The organism is Streptomyces sp. NPDC059695 (assembly GCF_042733785.1).
Taxonomy (GTDB): domain Bacteria; phylum Actinomycetota; class Actinomycetes; order Streptomycetales; family Streptomycetaceae; genus Streptomyces.
In genome coordinates, this window is record NZ_JBHWFF010000018.1 from 31,135 (window position 1) to 46,967 (window position 15,833).

Consider the following 15,833-nt stretch of genomic DNA (forward strand, 5'->3'; position numbering starts at 1 on the left):
GTCCTTTCCCGTGTTAAACCGGCGGTTACACGGGCGGCTCGGCCGCCCCCCCCCCCCTCGGCACGCGGTTCCCGCGCCCCCCCCCCCCCGGCTGGCGGGTCGGGCGCGCCCGTGCGTCCACCGCCGTCAGGCCTTCTTGCGGGCGACGGCGAAGATGCGGCGGAAGGGGAAGACCGTGCCGTGGCGGCCGGGCGGGTAGGCCTCGCGCAGCAGCGCCCGGTAGGCGGCGAGGAAGGCGTCGACCGCCTCCCGGTCCTCGCCCAGGGCGGTGAGGACGGGCCGCAGCGCGGTGCCCTTGACCCAGTCGAGGACGGGGTCCTCGCCCTGGAGGAGCTGGCAGTACGTGGTCTCCCAGACGTCCGTCTCGCAGCCGAGGTCGGCGAGGCGGGCGAGGTAGTCGGCGGTGTCGAGGACGTGGACGAAGCGGCGGCCCTGGTCGCCGAGGCGGGCCCGCCACTCGGGCGTCTCGCAGAGCTCGCCGAGCAGGGCGTGGCTGGGCGACGTGAAGTTGCCCGGGACCTGGAAGGCCAGGGTGCCGCCGGGCCGGAGTCCCCCGATCCAGGCGGCGAAGGACTCGGGATGGTTGGGCACCCACTGGAGGGCGGCGTTGGAGACGATCAGGTCGTACGGCTCGCCGGGGGTCCAGTGGGCGGCGTCGGCGCGCCGGAAGTCGATCCAGCCGCCGCCCCGGGTGGTGCCCGCCCAGTCCTTCTCCGCGTGCTCCAGCATCTCGGAGGAGAGGTCGAACCCGGTGATGTGCGCGTCGGTCCACCGGTCGGCGAGGAGGACCGTCACGTTGCCGGGGCCGCAGCCGAGGTCGGCGATGCGGGCGGGCGCTCCCTGGGTCGGCAGCTGGGGTATTCGGGCGAGCAGGTCGAGGAACGGGCGGGTGCGGTGGCCGGAGTGACGGAGGTACTGGTGTGGATCCCAGGTCGGTGCGGCGGAGTGTGCGGAATGCATGTTCGAAGCCCCCTTGCTGGCACGAGTTGCCGAAGCGGAACGGCGTTCCGGCGGGGTCCCTTCCCCGCGATCCAGGGAAATATATCTTGACTCCAAGATACTCGACTTCGAGAAACTCGAACACAAGAGACTTTATGTCAACAGACCCTCTACACTGATCGTCATGGAGGACGAGGTCGACCGACTGGTCGCAGCATGGCGCCGCGAGCGCCCCGACCTCGACGTGGAACCACTCGAGGTGCTCAGCCGCGTCTCGCGGCTCGCCCGCCACCTCGACCGCGCCCGTCGGCTCGCCTTCTCCGAGCACCAGCTGGAGCCGTGGGAGTTCGACGTGCTCACCTCCCTGCGCCGCGCCGGAGCGCCGTACCAGCTCTCCCCCGGCCAGCTCCTCACCCAGACCCTGGTCACCTCGGGCACCATGACCAACCGCATCGACCGGCTCACCAAGAAGGGCCTCGTCGAGCGGCTCCCCGACCCCAGCGACCGGCGCGGGGTCCTGGTCCGGCTCACCCCCGAGGGCCGCGACCGGGCCGACGAGGCGCTCGCCGGCCTCCTCGCCCAGGAGCGCGCCATCCTGGCCCAGCTCTCCCGCGGCCAGCGCGGCGAACTGGCCGCGCTGCTACGCCGGCTGACCGCCCCGTTCGACAACATCCCCGGGTAGCACCGGCTCCGCGGGGCCCACGCCCGCCCGGCGCGCCAGCGCCACCGCCGCCAGCGTCGAGTGCACGCCCAGCTTCCCCAGCACGTTCTGCATGTGCGTCCGGACCGTGTGCGGGGACAGGAAGAGCCGCTCGGCGACCGCCTTGCGGCCCAGGCCGGCGACCATGCAGCGCAGCACCTCCCGCTCGCGCGGGGTCAGCGACTCCACGAGCCGCTCGCTGTCCGTCCGGTGCCTGCGGACCTCCGTCAGCTCCCGCAGGACGCCCGTGAGCAGCGCGGGCGGCAGGTGCGTCTCGTCCCGCAGCACGCCCCGCACCACCGCGAGCAGCCGCTGGAGCGAGCAGTCCTTCGCGACCCAGCCGGAGGCCCCGGCCTGGAGCGCGAGCGCGGCCCTGCGCGGGTCGTCCTTCTCCGCGAGGACGACCGTACGGAGCGCGGGCTGCGCCCGCCGCACGCCCGTGACCAGCGAGATCCCGTCCACGGCACCCTCGGCGTCGTCGGGCACCGGGCGCGCCGCGGCCTGTCCCGGGGGCCCCGCGCCCAGCTCGGCGTCGACGAGCAGCACGTCGAACCGGCGGCCCTCCGCCGCACCGCGCTCCAGGCAGCGCAGGGCCGCCGGGCCGCTGCCTGCGGCGGCGACGTCGACGTCGGGCTCCGCCGCGAGGGCGGCGGCCAGCGATTCGGCGAAGATGCGGTGGTCGTCCACGACCAGGACGCGGATGCGTGCCACGGACACTCCCAAGTGTCGAGGAACGGGCCGACGCGGATACGGCGCCGGAAGCGGGTCCGCCGACGGCACGGCCGCCGCCGTGCGTTGACTGCTACCCCGGCTCCTGGCGCCGTACCCGACGGGTCTCGCCCCCTGAACGGCACCGGCCCCCACCGGCGCTGCCCCTCAGAGTAGGGGCGGGGCGCCGCGGTGGGGGCCGATTCGCGGAACTGTCCGAAGCGGTGCGGGTCCGTGCCGCGGTTCAGAGGCGGCGCGCTCCCGCCGACGGGACGGCCGGGAAGATCCCCGGGGCGGCGTACCCGGCCCCGGCGAAGGCCTTCTCCACGGCGGCGGACACCGCCTCCGCCCGCTCCGCCTCGACGAGGACGACGGCCGAGCCGCCGAAGCCGCCACCGGTCATCCGGGCGCCGAGCGCCCCGGCCGCGTTCGCCGCCTCGACGACGAGGTCCAGCTCCGGGCAGGAGACCCGGAGGTCGTCCCGGAGGGAGGCGTGCCCCTCGGTGAGGACCGGGCCGACGGCCCGGGTGTCGCCGGCGTCGAGCAGCGCGATGGTCCGCTCCACCCGGGCGTTGTCCGAGACGACGTGCCGCACGTACCGCAGGATCGTCTCGTCGCTCAGCCGTGCGAGCGATTCGGGCAGATGCGCGGCGCTCACCTCGCGCAGGGTGCGGACACCGAGCGCCCGCGCACCCGCTTCGCACCCGGCGCGCCGCTCGGCGTACGCGCCGTCTCCGAGCGCGTGCTTCACCCGGGTGTCCACGACGAGCAGCCGCAGCCCCTCGCGCGCCAGGTCGAAGGGGACCTGACGGTACGAGAGGTCCCGGGTGTCCAGATGGAGGGCGTGCCCCTCCTCCGCGCACGCGGACGCCATCTGGTCCATGACGCCGCAGGGCACGCCGACGAAGGCGTTCTCGGCGCGCTGGGCGATCCGGGCGAGCTCGGGGCGGGAGAGCCCGAGCCCGAACAGGTCGTTCAGGGCGAGCGCCGTGACGACCTCCAGGGCCGCCGACGAGGACAGCCCGGCGCCGGTCGGCACGGTCGAGGCGAGGTGGACGTCGGCGCCGGTGACCGGGTGCCCGGCCTCCCGCAGCGCCCAGACGACACCGGCCGGATAGGCGGCCCAGCCGCCGCCGGAGAGCGGCTCCAGGGCGTCGGCGGAGAGCTGGACGACGCCGCCGCCGATGTCGGCGGAGTGCAGCCGCAGGACGCCGTCGTCGCGGCGGGAGACGGCGGCGACGGCCGTGTGCGGCAGGGCGAGCGGCAGCACGAAGCCGTCGTTGAAGTCGGTGTACTCCCCGATGAGGTTGACCCGGCCGGGGGCGGCCCAGACACCGTCGGGGGCGGCGCCGTACAGCGCCTCGAAGCCGACGGCGACGCTCATGCGCGGTCTCCCTCGTGCCGGGCCCGCGCGAAGTCCCAGGCGTCGGCGACGACGTCGGCCAGGTCCGGGCGGGACGGGATCCAGCCGAGTCGCTCGCGGGCGGCGTCGGCGGAGGCGACCAGGACGGCGGGGTCGCCGGGGCGGCGCGGGGCGGTGATCTCGGGGATCGGGTGGCCGGTGACCTTGCGGACGGTCTCGACGACCTCGCGGACGGAGAAGCCGTTGCCGTTGCCGAGGTTGCAGATCAGGTGCTCCCCGGCCGGCACGGCGCCGCCGGTCATCGCGTCGAGGGCCAGCAGGTGGGCCTCGGCGAGGTCGGCGACGTGGATGTAGTCGCGGACGCAGGTGCCGTCCGGGGTGGGGTAGTCCTCGCCGTACACGGAGATCGCCTCGCGCCGGCCCAGGGCGACCTGGAGGACGAGCGGGATCAGGTGGGACTCGGGCGCGTGGCGCTCGCCGAGCGGGCCGTACGCCCCGGCGACGTTGAAGTAGCGCAGCGAGACGGCGGCCAGGCCGTGCGCGGCGCACTCCCCGCCGATCATGTGGTCGACGGCCAGCTTGCTCGCCCCGTACGGGCTGGTGGGGGCGGTCGGCGCGGTCTCGGTGATCGGCACGGTCTCCGGCTCGCCGTAGGTGGCGGCGGTGGACGAGAAGACCAGCCTGCGGACCCCGGCGGCACGCATCGCGGCGAGCAGGGCCATGGTGCCGCCGGCGTTGTTCTCCCAGTACTTCTCCGGTCGCGCGACCGACTCGCCGACCTGGGAGAAGGCGGCGAAGTGCAGGACACCGTCGTAGCCGTCGTCCAGCCACCGCGCGGCGTCCTGGACCCGCCCCTCGATGAACTCGGCGCCCTCGGGGACGGCTTCGGCGAAGCCGGTGGAGAGGTCGTCGAGGACGGTGACCCGGTGGCCCCGCTCCAGGAGGTGGGCGGCGACCACGCTTCCCACGTAGCCCGCCCCGCCCGTCACCAGATACTTCCGCGTCATGCGCCTGCCACCTCTCGGATGCGCCGGGCCGCGTCCTCCGGCCGTACGTCGTTCATGAACGCGCCCATGCCGGACTCCGTGCCCGCGAGGAACTTCAGCTTGCCCGGGGCCCGCCGGACGGTGAAGAGCTCCAGGTGCAGTCCGAAGTCCTCGCGCCGCTCGTCCGTGAACGGCGCCTGGTGCCAGGCGGCGATGTAGGGCGTCGGCGGCTCGTCCGGGCCGAAGATCCGGTCGAAGCGCCTCAAGAGTTCCAGATAGACCTGTGCGCACTCTGTGCGCTCCGCCGCGTCGAGGGCGAGCAGGTCGGGCACCCGGCGCCTGGGGTGGAGGTGCACCTCGTACGGCCAGTGGGCGGCGTACGGGACGAAGGCGATCCAGTGCTCGGTCTCCAGGACCACCCGCTCGCCGTCCGCCCGCTCGCGGGCGACGACGTCGTCGAAGAGGTTCCGTCCGGTCGCCGCGCGGTGCTCGTCCGCGCGGCGGCGCATGGCGGCGGTCCGGGGCGTGACGTACGGGAAGGCGTAGATCTGGCCGTGGGCGTGGGGCAGGGTGACGCCGATCTCCGCGCCGCGGTTCTCGAAGCAGTAGACCTGCTCGACACCGGGCAGGGCGGCGAGTGCGGCGGTCCGGTCGGTCCAGGCGTCGAGGACGAGCGCGGCGCGCTCCTCGGTGAGGTCGGCGAAGGAGTCCGTGTGGTCGTCGGTGAAGCAGACGACCTCGCAGCGGCCGACACCGCCGGAGAGCGAGGGGAAGCGGTTCTCGAAGACCACCACCTCGTAGCCCTCGTCGGGGATCTCGCTCTCGTGTCCCTCCCTGGCGGGGCAGAGCGGGCAGGCGTCCGCCGGCGGGAGGTAGGTGCGGCTCTGCCGGTGCGAGGCGACGGCGACCCGGTCGCCGGTGAGCTCGTCGTACCGGATCTCGGAGCGGGAGTCGACGGGGGTGAGGGGGCGCGGGTCGACGGCGGTGCGGACGGCGTCGTCGCGCGTGTCGTAGTAGATCAACTCGCGCCCGTCGGCGAGCGTGGTGACGGTCTTCTTCACGGGGGTGCCCTCCAGGGCGAACCAAACAGAACCACGCACAAAGAATCACATTCAAACATCCCCGTCAATGGTGGACCCGGCCCCCGCACCCGGGGGCCCCGGAAGACACCTCAGAAGGAGCCGCGCTGCCCCGGCACCGCCCGGTCCAGCAGCCCCGTACGGGCCGCGAGCGCCGCCGCCTCCAGGCGCGAACCGACCCCCAGCTTCATCAGGACCCGCTGCACGTGCGTCCGCGCCGTGCTCGGCGCGATCCCCATCCCGGCCGCGATGAGCCGCGTGTCCTCGCCCTCCGCGACCCGCACCAGGACCTCCACCTCCCGGTGGGTCAGCAGCCGGAGCAGGCGCTGCGCCTCGTCGTCCGGCTGCGCCGAGGGATGGAGCAGCTCCGCGAAGGCCCCCTGGAGCAGCTGCGGCGCCACCGCCGCCTCCCCCGCCCGCGCCTTCACCAGGGCGCGCTCGACGCCCTCGATGCGCTCGTCGTGGCGCACGTATCCCGAGGCCCCGGCCGCGAACGCCGCCGCGATCCCGCGGGGCGACGGCACCGGTCCGAGCACCACCACGGCCACCTGCGGCCGCTCCCGCTTGATCCGTACGACCGGGTCGAAGGTCCCCGGCGCGTCCGGCGTCGCCGTGCCCACCAGGCAGACCTCCGGCGCCCGGCCCACGACCAGCTCCGCGGCCCCCGCCACCGGCGCGGCCGCCGCGAGCACCCGGTGCCCGCGCAGCTTCAGCGCCGAGGCGAGCGCCTCCGCGAGCAGGCGGTGGTCGTCCACCACCACGAGGCGTACGCCCATCGAGGTCATCCCCTCCTCCTGGCCGTCCGGACGCCCCGTCGGCCTGACCCGGCAAGCTACACGCTCCCCCGCCCCGGCCGCCGACATGCGCGTGGGCCCCTCCGGATCACCGGAGGGGCCCACGCGCGCGTGCCGGGTCGTCAGTGCCCGGCGGAGAAGGAGACCAGCAGGTACTCCTTGATGTCGTTGGGAGAGGCGTTCTCCCGGGGCTTGCTGACCAGCGTCTTCGAGAGGAAGAACCGGCCGTCGCGGTAGAGGAGTTCGGCACCGTTCAGGCTGAAGCTGCTCTCGGCGCTGTGGATCGTCTTGTCCGCCGGGTTCTCCAGGAGGAGCGTCTCCTTCATCGTGCCGCCGTCGACCGAGACGATCCGGCCGCCCTGGTCGTAGGGCGGGGCCTTGTAGACGATGAGGTTGCCGCCGTCCATCCGCAGCGGGACGAAGGTGAACTTGTCCCCGGCGTCGGCCTTCTCCGGCACGGTGCGCCCGGTGGTCAGGTCGAAGGCGATGATCTCGTTGGTCTCGTCGCCGTACTCGCCGGTGCTGCCCTCGTGCTCCTCGGTCGGCACGTACAGCCGGCCGTTGCCGACGAGGACCTGGGTGCAGGACTCGACCTCGGTCGCCCGGCAGCGGCCCGCGTACTGGTCCGCGTCCGCCGTGATCTTCGCCTTCAGCTTCCCGGTCTTCTCGTCGATGGAGAAGAAGTCCGAGATGCCGCTGCCGTCACCGGCGGTCTCGCCGACGTCGGCCGCGACGACCAGCGGCTTGGTGGAGACGACCGAGGCGTACTTCGCGCCGGCCGGCATCTTGAACTGCGAGAGCGGCGCGCCCGTCGTCGGGTTGAGGTTCTGGATCAGGACGCTCGGGCTGTCGTACGAGCCGCACTTGCGGACCGCGACGAGGCCCTCGCCGCCGCCGTAGCCCATGTCGTAGCAGTTCTGGTCGTTGGCCTGCGGCTTCCAGCGCGGGTTGCCGTTGGCGAGGTCGAAGGCGGCGCCGCCGTCGGTGCCGCCGGCCGCGACCGTCGCCCCGCTGAGCGTGACCTCGCTGAACCGGGCCTTCTGGTCGCCGGCCGAGCCGCCGGTGACCGAGGTGGACCAGAGCAGCTTCCCGGTGTTCAGGTCGACCACGCCGACCTCGGTGCACGGCTGGTAGTAGCGCGGCGCGACGCGCTTGGTGGCCTCGAAGAGGATCGGCACCTTGTTGTCCGCGGTGACGTGGCGCGAGGCGCCGCAGACCTGGCCGGTCAGCGGCAGCGTCCACAGGACGGTGCCCTTGTCCAGGTCGTAGCCCACCATCGAGTTCACGCCCGGCTTCACGAACGCCTTGTCGGTGATCCAGGAGCCGGACACGTCGGTGACGTCCGCGACCTTCGGCACGGGGACCTGGAAGGCCATCTTCGCCTTGGTGTCGGCCGGCGCCTTCTCCTTGCCGCCGCCGCCCAGGCCGTTGCCGCCGGTGTCGCCGCCGCCCGTCGCGGAGCCCTGCGAGGTGCCGCCCGAGCCCTTGGCCTCCTTGCCCCCGTCGTCGCCGCCGGAGTTGGCGTACCAGATGCCGACGCCGACGATCAGGACGACGGCGACGACCGCCGCGATGACGATCTGGAGCTGGGCCGACAGCTTCCTGCCGCCCGTGGCCGGAGGGGCGGCGACGGGCTGCTGGTAGCCGCCGTACTGGGGCTGCTGCGGCTGGGTCGGGTAGCCGTACGGAGACTGCGCCGGCTGCTGGGGCGCGGTGGGATAGCCGTACGGCTGCTGCGGCTGCTGCGGCGCGGCGGGATGGCCGTACGGCTGCTGCGGCGGCTGGCCGTAGCCCTGACCGGGCTGGGCCGGGGGCTGCTGCGGGTAGCCGTAGCCGGGGTCCGGCTGGGCCGGCGGCTGCTGCGGGTAGCCGTAACCGGGGTCCGGCTGGGCCGGCGGCTGCTGCGGGTAGCCGTAGCCCGGCTCCGGCTGCTGCTGCGGCGGCGTCGGGGCGCCGAAGCCGCCCTGTGGATCCGGAGGTTGGTTCGGCGGCGGCGGGGGTGGCTGCGTCATCGGTCCGTGTACCTCACTTGCTGAAGGCCATCATGGTCTTGACCTGCATCTCTTCCTTGTCGTTGGACGCCGACACACGTCCCGCCGCCACCACGAAGGTGCCGCTGCCGTAGGCGTAGTCCGCGCTGTAGAAGCCGCTCTCGATCTGGGCGGTCGACGCCGGGTGCTGGAGCAGGACCTTCGGCGCGCCGCCGGTCGGGGCGATGGTGGCGACGGCGCCGCCCTTGTCGTACGACGGGTCCACGTACACCAGCACCTGCCCGCCGTCCATCCGCAGCGGCATCATCGACTGGTCGCCGGGGGCCTTGGACCGCCACTTGGCCTTGCCGGTCGCGAGGTCGAAGGCGACGACCTCGTTGGCCTTGCCGTAACCGGTGTCGGTGGCCATGTAGAAGGTGTTCGCGTCGGCGGCGACACCCGTGCAGCCCTGGAGGTTCTTGCCGAAGATGACGAAGCTGCCGCCGCAGGAGGGCGCGAACTTGTCGCTGCCGCCCTGGATCGTGGAGCGGAGCCTGCCGTTGGCGTCGAGCGCGAAGATGGTCCACTTCTTCTGGTCGCGCTGGGTGGCGGAGACGACCAGCGGGTCGACCGAGTAGACCTTGTCGACCTCCCAGTTCGCCTCCAGCTGGAAGGTGAACTTCGGCTTGCCGGTGTTGGGGTCGACCTGGCCGACCGCCTGGATCTTCTTGCCCGTGCTGCCCGAGGGGCAGTCCATGGCGGCGATCAGCTTGCTGCCGCCCGCGTAGGCGAAGGGCTTGCAGCCGGTGTCGGCGCCCTTGAAGAGCTGGTGGCCGTCGGCGAGCGAGAAGCCGTACGCGCTGCTGGAACCGGCCGCGGTGACCGTGTTGCCGCTGATGGCCAGGGTGTTGTCGGAGAAGGCGAAGAGGCCCGTGGCCTTCGGGACGGCCTTCTTCCAGCCGGCCTTGCCCGTCTTGAGGTCGACCTTCTGGAGCTGGGTGCACTTGGCGCCGTCCTTGGCGCTCTCGGCATAGCCGAAGACCATGGAGCCGTCGGCGGCGGGCGCCGGCGGGACCGCGCACAGCTCGAACGGCAGGTCGACGTGCCACTTGGGCTTGCCGTCGGCGAGGCCGTAGCCGTCGACGCCCTTGTACATGGCCTTGACGACGGTGTCGCCGACGATCCACGGACCGAAGACGTCGGAGCCGTTGCGGGGCAGGTCGACGGTGTTCTTGAGCAGCCAGTTCACCTTCGCCTCGCCGGCCTGGCGGCCCGCGTTGAGGTCGTCCTCGCCCTTGTCCCCGTCGCCCGAGCCGTCGCCCTCGTCCACCGACGCGGTGGGCTTCGGGGCGGCGGAGGAGGTGGCGGTGGCCGTGGGCTGGGCGACCGGGTCCTTGTCGTCGTCCCCGCCGACGACGGCCCAGGTCGTGACGGCGGCGACCAGGACGGCGGCGGCGGCCACACCGGCGACGACACCGGTCCGGCCCTTGAACGGGCCTCCGCCACCGGGCGCCTGGGGCGGGGTGGGGGCGCCCTGGTACATGGGCTGGGTGGGGTAGCCGCCGTAGGGGTTCTGCTGCTGGCCGTACGGGCCGGGCTGCGGCGCCTGGCCCTGCTGCGGGTAGCCGTAGGGCTGCGGCGCGGGCTGCCCGTACGGGCCGGGCTGGCCGTACGGCCCCGGCTGCGGGGCCTGACCGGGCTGGCCCGGCTGCTGGCCCGGCTGCTGCGGATAGCCGTAACCGGGCTGCGGCGCCTGGCCGTACGGTCCCGGCGCGGCGGGCGGCGGGGACTGCGGCGCGGGCGGCGCGGCGGGCGCCTGCGGCGGGACGGGCGGCGCCTGCGGCGGCACCGGCGGCACGTCCGGGCCCTTGCCGAAGCCCGGGTGCGGGGCCTGGCTCGGGGGCTGGTCCGGGTCCTGGGGGGCTCCGAAGCCCCCCGGCGGCTGGTTGCTGGGCGGCTGGGTCATCAGCGTTTCCCCCTTGACGTGAACGGGTTTTCTTTCTACCACTCACGCGATGGCGCAAAAGCGACCGGTCCACCCCTTGTACCCAAGGGAGGACCGGCCTGTGATGCCCTCGTTATGCGCTCGGTCGGCCCGATCGACACGACACCCCCTAGGCGTCCTCGGCCAGCTCCAGCCACCGCATCTCCAGCTCCTCGCGCTCCCCGGCGAGCGCGCGCAGCTCCGCGTCGAGCTTCGCCACCTTCTCGAAGTCCGTGGCGTTGTCGGCGATCTGCGCGTGCAGCTTCGTCTCCTTGTCGGAGAGCTTGTCGAGCTGCCGCTCGACCTTCTGCAGCTCCTTCTTGGCCGCGCGGGCGTCGGCGGCGGACACGCCCGGCTTCTGCTGCGCGGGCGCGGCGGCGGGCGCCGGGACCGAGGCCTCGGTCATCCTCTGGCGCCGCTCCAGGTACTCGTCGATGCCGCGCGGCAGCATCCGCAGGGTCTGGTCGCCGAGCAGGGCGAACGTCCGGTCCGTGGTGCGCTCGATGAAGAACCGGTCGTGGGAGATGACGACCATGGAGCCCGGCCAGCCGTCGAGGAGGTCCTCCAGCTGGGTCAGGGTCTCGATGTCGAGGTCGTTGGTGGGCTCGTCGAGGAAGAGGACGTTCGGCTCGTCCATCAGCAGGCGCAGCAGCTGGAGGCGGCGGCGCTCACCGCCGGAGAGGTCGCCGACGGGCGTCCACTGCTTCTCCTTGCTGAACCCGAACTGCTCGCAGAGCTGACCGGCGGTCATCTCGCGGCCCTTGCCGAGGTCGACGCGGTCGCGGATCTGCTGCACGGCCTCCAGGACGCGCAGCGTGGCGGGGAGTTCGGTGACGTCCTGCGAGAGGTAGGCGAGCCGGACGGTCTTGCCGACGACGATCCGCCCGGCGGCGGGCTGCTTCTCGCCCTGGCTGACGGCCGCTTCGGCGAGCGCCCGCAGGAGTGAGGTCTTGCCCGCGCCGTTGACGCCGACGAGGCCGATGCGGTCGCCGGGGCCGAGCTGCCAGGTGAGGTGCTTGAGCAGCTCCTTGGGGCCGGCGGTGACGGACACGTCCTCCAGGTCGAAGACCGTCTTGCCGAGGCGGGCGTTGGCGAACTTCATCAGCTCGGAGGTGTCGCGCGGCGGCGGCACGTCGGCGATGAGCTCGTTCGCGGCCTCGATGCGGTAGCGGGGCTTGGAGGTGCGGGCGGGGGCGCCGCGCCGCAGCCAGGCCAGCTCCTTGCGCATCAGGTTCTGCCGCTTGACCTCCTCCGTGGCGGCGATCCGCTCGCGCTCGGCGCGGGCGAAGACGTAGTCGGAGTAGCCGCCCTCGTACTCGTGCACGTCACCGCGCTGGACGTCCCACATGCGGGTGCAGACCTGGTCGAGGAACCACCGGTCGTGGGTGACGCAGACGAGCGCGGAGCGGCGCTCCTGGAGGTGCTTGGCGAGCCAGGCGATGCCCTCGACGTCGAGGTGGTTGGTGGGCTCGTCGAGGACGATCAGGTCCTGGTCCTCGATGAGGAGCTTGGCGAGCGCGATGCGCCGCCGCTCGCCGCCGGAGAGCGGGCCGATGACGGTGTCGAGGCCCTTCTCGAAGCCGGCCAGGTCGAGCCCGCCGAAGAGCCCGGTGAGCACGTCGCGGATCTTGGCGCTGCCCGCCCACTCGTGGTCGGCCATGACGCCGATGACCTCGTGCCGGATGGTGGCCCCGGGGTCGAGGGAGTCGTGCTGGGTGAGCACCCCGAGGCGGAGCCCGCCGCTGTGGGTGACCCGGCCGGTGTCGGCCTCCTCCAGCTTGGCGAGCATCCGGATGAGGGTGGTCTTGCCGTCGCCGTTGCGCCCGACGACCCCGATCCGGTCCCCCTCGGAGACACCGAGCGAGACCCCGTCGAGCAGGGCACGGGTGCCGTACACCTTGCTGACGGCCTCGACATTGACCAGGTTGACGGCCACGTTGACTCCTGTACGGGGGATCGATCGACGTCCTAGGGTACGTCGCCGCGCACTCCTCACCCCACGGGTGGCATCAGCGGTAGCATAAGGAGCATGAGCGAGCCCACCCAGAAGTACTCGATCAGCATGCCCCGGGATGTCGCTGAGGCAGCACGCGCGCGTGGCGGCCCCTCCGGGCTCTCGGCCTACGTCGCCGCGGCCGTCGCCCGGCAGATCGAGCGGGACGACCTCAACGAGCTCATCGCGGTGGCCGAGGCCGAGCACGGCGCCGTCACGGACGAGGAGATCCAGGCCCGGCGTGAGCAGCTGCGGCGCGCGCGCGAGGAGCAGGGCCGTAGCGCGGCGGGCGAGGCGAGCGCGGCGTGACCCCCCGCCCCGAGGCCGTCCCCGGCGGGACGCTGGTCCTCGACAGCGAGGGACTCGCCAAGGCCGTCCTGCGCGACCGTGAGGTCACTGCCTGGCTCGCTCTCGCCCGCGCGGACGACCTGCGCGTCGTGACCTGCGCGGCCACGCTGGTGGAGGTGATGCACCCCCGGATCAACCGGGCCGCCCTGGAATGGACCCTGTCCCGCCTCGTCGTGGAACCGGTGACCGACGCCGTCGCCCGACGCGCGGCCGACCTGCTCGCCGGGGCCGGGCTGCACGGGCACAAGTACGCCATCGACGCGATGGTCGCCGCGACGGCCCTCGCCGCGCCCGGCCCCGTCACCGTGCTGACCTCGGATCCGGAGGACCTGATGACCCTCTGCGCGGGCGGAGCGACCGTCATCACCGTCTGACCCGCCCCGCCCGCTCCACCAGCAGCCATCCCGCCAGGGCCAGGCCGACGGCCGCCGGGGCCGTGACGGGGACCGCGATCAGGGTCGCCGCGTGCCCGTCGAGCAGTCCGGCGAACCCCGTCAGGGACAGGCCGAGGACCCCGAACAGGGCGAGGACGATCCCGAGGGCCGCGAGCCCGTCGCCCCCGTCGCGCGCCGGGCCCGCCGGGACCGGGGCCTCGAAGCGGCGGAAGACGGCGACGAGCAGGGCCGTGAGCAGGGCCGCCGCCGCGAACCGCGGCGGGACCTGCGCCCACCAGGCGCCCGAGGCAGGAGCCGGGAGCTCCACGCCGCAGCCGAGCAGCGCCCCGTACACCCCGAGCATGGCCGTCAGGTGCCACAGGAACGCCGTCATCGCGATCCCGTTGGCGGCGACCACCGCCCGCCACACCCCGGCGCGGGCGACGAGCCGCGCGCCCGGGCCCCTGAGCAGCTCGACCGCGCCGACCAGCCACAGGCCGTGGCAGAGCAGCGCGAGGGTCGGCGGCGCCATGTTCGACACCTTCTCGCCGGGCATGCCCACCATCGACAGCGGGTACGGCCCGAGGGCCACGAGCGCGGCCGCGCCGGCGAGCCCCGCCCCGGCGAGCGGGGCCGGGCGGCGGATCATGCCGTCGGCCCGGAGGAAACCGAGCTGGTGGACGGCGAGCCACACGCACGCGAAGTTCAGGAACTCGACGTAGGGCACGTCCGCCGCGAACCGCAGCACGTCCACGACGGCCGCCCCGCCCGCGAGCGCCCCGAACGCGCCCCAGCCCCACCGCTCGTGGAGCCTCAGCAGCGGCGGCGTGAGCGCCACCATCGCGAGGTAGATCCCGATGAACCAGAGCGGCTGGGCGACGAGCCGCAGCGCGACCCCGGTGAGCCCCTCGTCGGCGCCGGACAGCTGGAGCACCAGCGCCGCCGCGCCCCACACCCCGACGAACACCATCGTCGGCCGCAGCAGCCGCTGGAGCCGGGCCCGCAGGAAGGCCGCGTACCGGGGGCGCGAGCGGTGGGCCAGGGCGTGCGAGAAGCCGCCGACGAAGAAGAACACCGGCATCACCTGGAACACCCAGGTCACCGCCTGGAGTTCCGGAACGACCGCGAGCAGGTTCCCGACCTGCCCGTCCGCGGTGACGGCCGCCATCAGCCAGTGGCCGAGGACGACGACCGCGAGCGAGGCGACCCGGAGCAGATCGACGTACCGGTCCCGCGTCGCCGGAGTGGCGGCGGCGAGTTCACGCGCGCTGATTCTCGTACGGCTTCCCATACGGCCACGGTCCCGCGCCGGTACGGCCGTCCGTCAGGGCGCGGATACTCAACCGGCCGCTGAGTACGCCGCCCCGAGGGTGTCCGGCGCAGGCCCGTGCTCCCCCACCGGCCCCATGCCCTCGGCCACGCGGGCGACCTCCCGGCCCCGGCTGCCCCGCCCCCCGGCCGGTGAACCGACAGCCTCTCCTCAGCATCGCCCACCGGCCCGGGGGCCACCCCCGGCCCGAGGGTCATCCACCACCCCAGGAGAAACCCGTGCCCAGACACCCGCGCCTGGCCGCCGTCGCCGTCGCCACCGCCGCCCTCGGCACCCTCGCCGCCGGGCCCGCCCCGGTCGGCGAGCCGACCGTGTCCGACCCCCGCGTCGTCGCCCACTTCGACGCCGCCGCCGGGCAGACCCCGGAGAACATCGCCCTGGAACCCGACGGCTCGGCCGACCTGACCTTCTCGTACGCCCGGCAGGTCGTCCGCGTCACCAGGGCCGGCGCGAAGACCGTCCTCGCGACGCTGCCCGCGGTCGCCGACCCGCAGACCCCGAACCTCGGCGCGGCCGTCGTCACCGGCATCGCGCGCGCCCACGACGGCACCCTGTACGTCAACTACGCCACCGGCACCGCCAGGACCGGCGTCTGGCGGATCCGCCCCGGCGGCGCACCCGCGCAGATCGCGCAGCTGCCGGCCGACTCCCTCCCCAACGGGCTGGCCCTGGACGAGGAGTCCGGCACGCTGTACGCCGCCGACTCGGCGCGCGGCGCCGTGTGGAGCGTCCCGCTGCACGGCGGCGGGCCCGCGGTGTGGGCCGACGGACCGGCCCTGGCGCCGACCACCGCGCTCCCCTTCGGCGCCAACGGCCTCAAGATCCACGACGGCGCCGTCTGGGTGTCCAACTCCGCGCACTCGACGCTGCTGCGCATCCCGTTCACGCGGGACCGGGCGGCCGGCCCGGTGGAGACCCGGGCGACCGGGCTCACCGGGATCGACGACTTCACCTTCACCGGGCACGGCGACACGGCCCTGGCCGCGCTGATCCTGGACAGCCGGCTGGAGCTCGTCCGCGCCGACGGCACGCACAGGACCGTCCTCACCGCCGCCGACGGCCTCGCCAACCCGACCTCGGTCGCGGTCCGCGCCAAGACCCTCTACGTGCCGAGCGCGGCGTACTACGCCACCGTGAACCCGGACCCGAACCTCCTGCTGGCCCGGATCTCCAGGAACAAGCTGTAGAGAGCTCCGGGAACAGGCCCTGGAGCCCTGCGGAAACAGGCCCTGAAGCCCTGCGGGAACAGGCCCTGGAGCCCTGCG

Annotated in this window: 14 protein-coding genes; 4 read left to right on the forward strand and 10 right to left on the reverse strand. The window is 73.7% G+C overall.

Annotation, left to right across the window (positions count from 1 at the left end; translation table 11 throughout):
* Window positions 1-126: 126 nt before the first annotated feature.
* Window positions 127-960: a trans-aconitate 2-methyltransferase gene (locus tag ACFV2S_RS22595; RefSeq protein ID WP_385561931.1), complete on the reverse strand. Its 834-nt coding sequence runs from the start codon at window positions 958-960 to the stop codon at window positions 127-129.
* Window positions 961-1,123: 163 nt separating this feature from the next.
* Here ACFV2S_RS22595 and ACFV2S_RS22600 point away from each other — a divergent pair, with 163 nt between their 5' ends.
* The gene (locus ACFV2S_RS22600; protein WP_329853265.1) at window positions 1,124-1,621 is read left to right on the forward strand and encodes a MarR family transcriptional regulator; all 498 of its coding nucleotides are present in this window, start codon (window positions 1,124-1,126) and stop codon (window positions 1,619-1,621) included.
* On the opposite strand, the gene ACFV2S_RS22605 is transcribed toward ACFV2S_RS22600, so the two are convergent.
* From ACFV2S_RS22605 to ACFV2S_RS22640, 8 genes are all read right to left on the reverse strand, one after another.
* Complete coding sequence (locus ACFV2S_RS22605; protein ID WP_385561934.1) at window positions 1,580-2,350, reverse strand: LuxR C-terminal-related transcriptional regulator; 771 nt, start codon at window positions 2,348-2,350, stop codon at window positions 1,580-1,582. The genes ACFV2S_RS22600 and ACFV2S_RS22605 overlap by 42 nt on opposite strands.
* Before the next feature lie 241 nt (window positions 2,351-2,591).
* On the reverse strand, window positions 2,592-3,731 hold the full coding sequence (gene galK, locus ACFV2S_RS22610; protein ID WP_385561937.1) for a galactokinase: 1,140 nt from the start codon (window positions 3,729-3,731) through the stop codon (window positions 2,592-2,594).
* A complete protein-coding gene (galE, locus tag ACFV2S_RS22615; RefSeq protein WP_385561940.1) occupies window positions 3,728-4,717 on the reverse strand; it encodes a UDP-glucose 4-epimerase GalE in 990 nt (329 codons plus the stop codon). The genes galK and galE overlap by 4 nt, the downstream gene beginning before the upstream one ends.
* Window positions 4,714-5,757 (reverse strand): galactose-1-phosphate uridylyltransferase, encoded by a 1,044-nt coding sequence (galT, locus tag ACFV2S_RS22620; RefSeq protein ID WP_385562253.1) that lies wholly within the window; start codon window positions 5,755-5,757, stop codon window positions 4,714-4,716. The genes galE and galT overlap by 4 nt, the downstream gene beginning before the upstream one ends.
* A gap of 110 nt (window positions 5,758-5,867) precedes the next feature.
* Window positions 5,868-6,551, reverse strand: a complete 684-nt coding sequence (locus ACFV2S_RS22625) for a LuxR C-terminal-related transcriptional regulator (protein ID WP_383666552.1) — start codon at window positions 6,549-6,551, stop codon at window positions 5,868-5,870.
* A gap of 140 nt (window positions 6,552-6,691) precedes the next feature.
* The gene (locus ACFV2S_RS22630) at window positions 6,692-8,581 is read right to left on the reverse strand and encodes a PQQ-binding-like beta-propeller repeat protein (RefSeq protein ID WP_385561943.1); all 1,890 of its coding nucleotides are present in this window, start codon (window positions 8,579-8,581) and stop codon (window positions 6,692-6,694) included.
* A gap of 13 nt (window positions 8,582-8,594) precedes the next feature.
* Window positions 8,595-10,505, reverse strand: a complete 1,911-nt coding sequence (locus ACFV2S_RS22635) for a PQQ-binding-like beta-propeller repeat protein (RefSeq protein WP_385561946.1) — start codon at window positions 10,503-10,505, stop codon at window positions 8,595-8,597.
* Window positions 10,506-10,653: 148 nt separating this feature from the next.
* Window positions 10,654-12,459: an ABC-F family ATP-binding cassette domain-containing protein gene (locus ACFV2S_RS22640; RefSeq protein WP_385561949.1), complete on the reverse strand. Its 1,806-nt coding sequence runs from the start codon at window positions 12,457-12,459 to the stop codon at window positions 10,654-10,656.
* 93 nt (window positions 12,460-12,552) lie between these two features.
* On the opposite strand from ACFV2S_RS22640, the gene ACFV2S_RS22645 reads away from it, so the two are divergent.
* Window positions 12,553-12,825, forward strand: a complete 273-nt coding sequence (locus ACFV2S_RS22645) for a CopG family transcriptional regulator (RefSeq protein ID WP_385561952.1) — start codon at window positions 12,553-12,555, stop codon at window positions 12,823-12,825.
* Window positions 12,822-13,238, forward strand: a complete 417-nt coding sequence (locus tag ACFV2S_RS22650) for a PIN domain-containing protein (protein WP_383799233.1) — start codon at window positions 12,822-12,824, stop codon at window positions 13,236-13,238. Before ACFV2S_RS22645 ends, ACFV2S_RS22650 begins: the two co-directional genes overlap by 4 nt.
* On the opposite strand, the gene ACFV2S_RS22655 is transcribed toward ACFV2S_RS22650, so the two are convergent.
* Window positions 13,228-14,529: an acyltransferase gene (locus ACFV2S_RS22655; protein ID WP_385561956.1), complete on the reverse strand. Its 1,302-nt coding sequence runs from the start codon at window positions 14,527-14,529 to the stop codon at window positions 13,228-13,230. The two genes, ACFV2S_RS22650 and ACFV2S_RS22655, sit on opposite strands and share 11 nt — an antisense overlap.
* Before the next feature lie 257 nt (window positions 14,530-14,786).
* Between ACFV2S_RS22655 and ACFV2S_RS22660 the strand changes: the two genes are divergently transcribed.
* Window positions 14,787-15,755 (forward strand): hypothetical protein, encoded by a 969-nt coding sequence (locus ACFV2S_RS22660; protein ID WP_385561959.1) that lies wholly within the window; start codon window positions 14,787-14,789, stop codon window positions 15,753-15,755.
* Window positions 15,756-15,833 lie beyond the last annotated feature (78 nt).

Coding starts and splice junctions, on each gene's coding strand:
- ACFV2S_RS22595 (WP_385561931.1), bottom strand. CDS start 960: ATGCATTCCGCACACTCCGCCGCACCGACCTGGGATCCACACCAGTAC.
- ACFV2S_RS22600 (WP_329853265.1), top strand. CDS start 1,124: ATGGAGGACGAGGTCGACCGACTGGTCGCAGCATGGCGCCGCGAGCGC.
- galK (WP_385561937.1), bottom strand. CDS start 3,731: ATGAGCGTCGCCGTCGGCTTCGAGGCGCTGTACGGCGCCGCCCCCGAC.
- galE (WP_385561940.1), bottom strand. CDS start 4,717: ATGACGCGGAAGTATCTGGTGACGGGCGGGGCGGGCTACGTGGGAAGC.
- ACFV2S_RS22625 (WP_383666552.1), bottom strand. CDS start 6,551: ATGGGCGTACGCCTCGTGGTGGTGGACGACCACCGCCTGCTCGCGGAG.
- ACFV2S_RS22630 (WP_385561943.1), bottom strand. CDS start 8,581: ATGACGCAGCCACCCCCGCCGCCGCCGAACCAACCTCCGGATCCACAG.
- ACFV2S_RS22635 (WP_385561946.1), bottom strand. CDS start 10,505: ATGACCCAGCCGCCCAGCAACCAGCCGCCGGGGGGCTTCGGAGCCCCC.
- ACFV2S_RS22645 (WP_385561952.1), top strand. CDS start 12,553: ATGAGCGAGCCCACCCAGAAGTACTCGATCAGCATGCCCCGGGATGTC.
- ACFV2S_RS22655 (WP_385561956.1), bottom strand. CDS start 14,529: ATGGGAAGCCGTACGAGAATCAGCGCGCGTGAACTCGCCGCCGCCACT.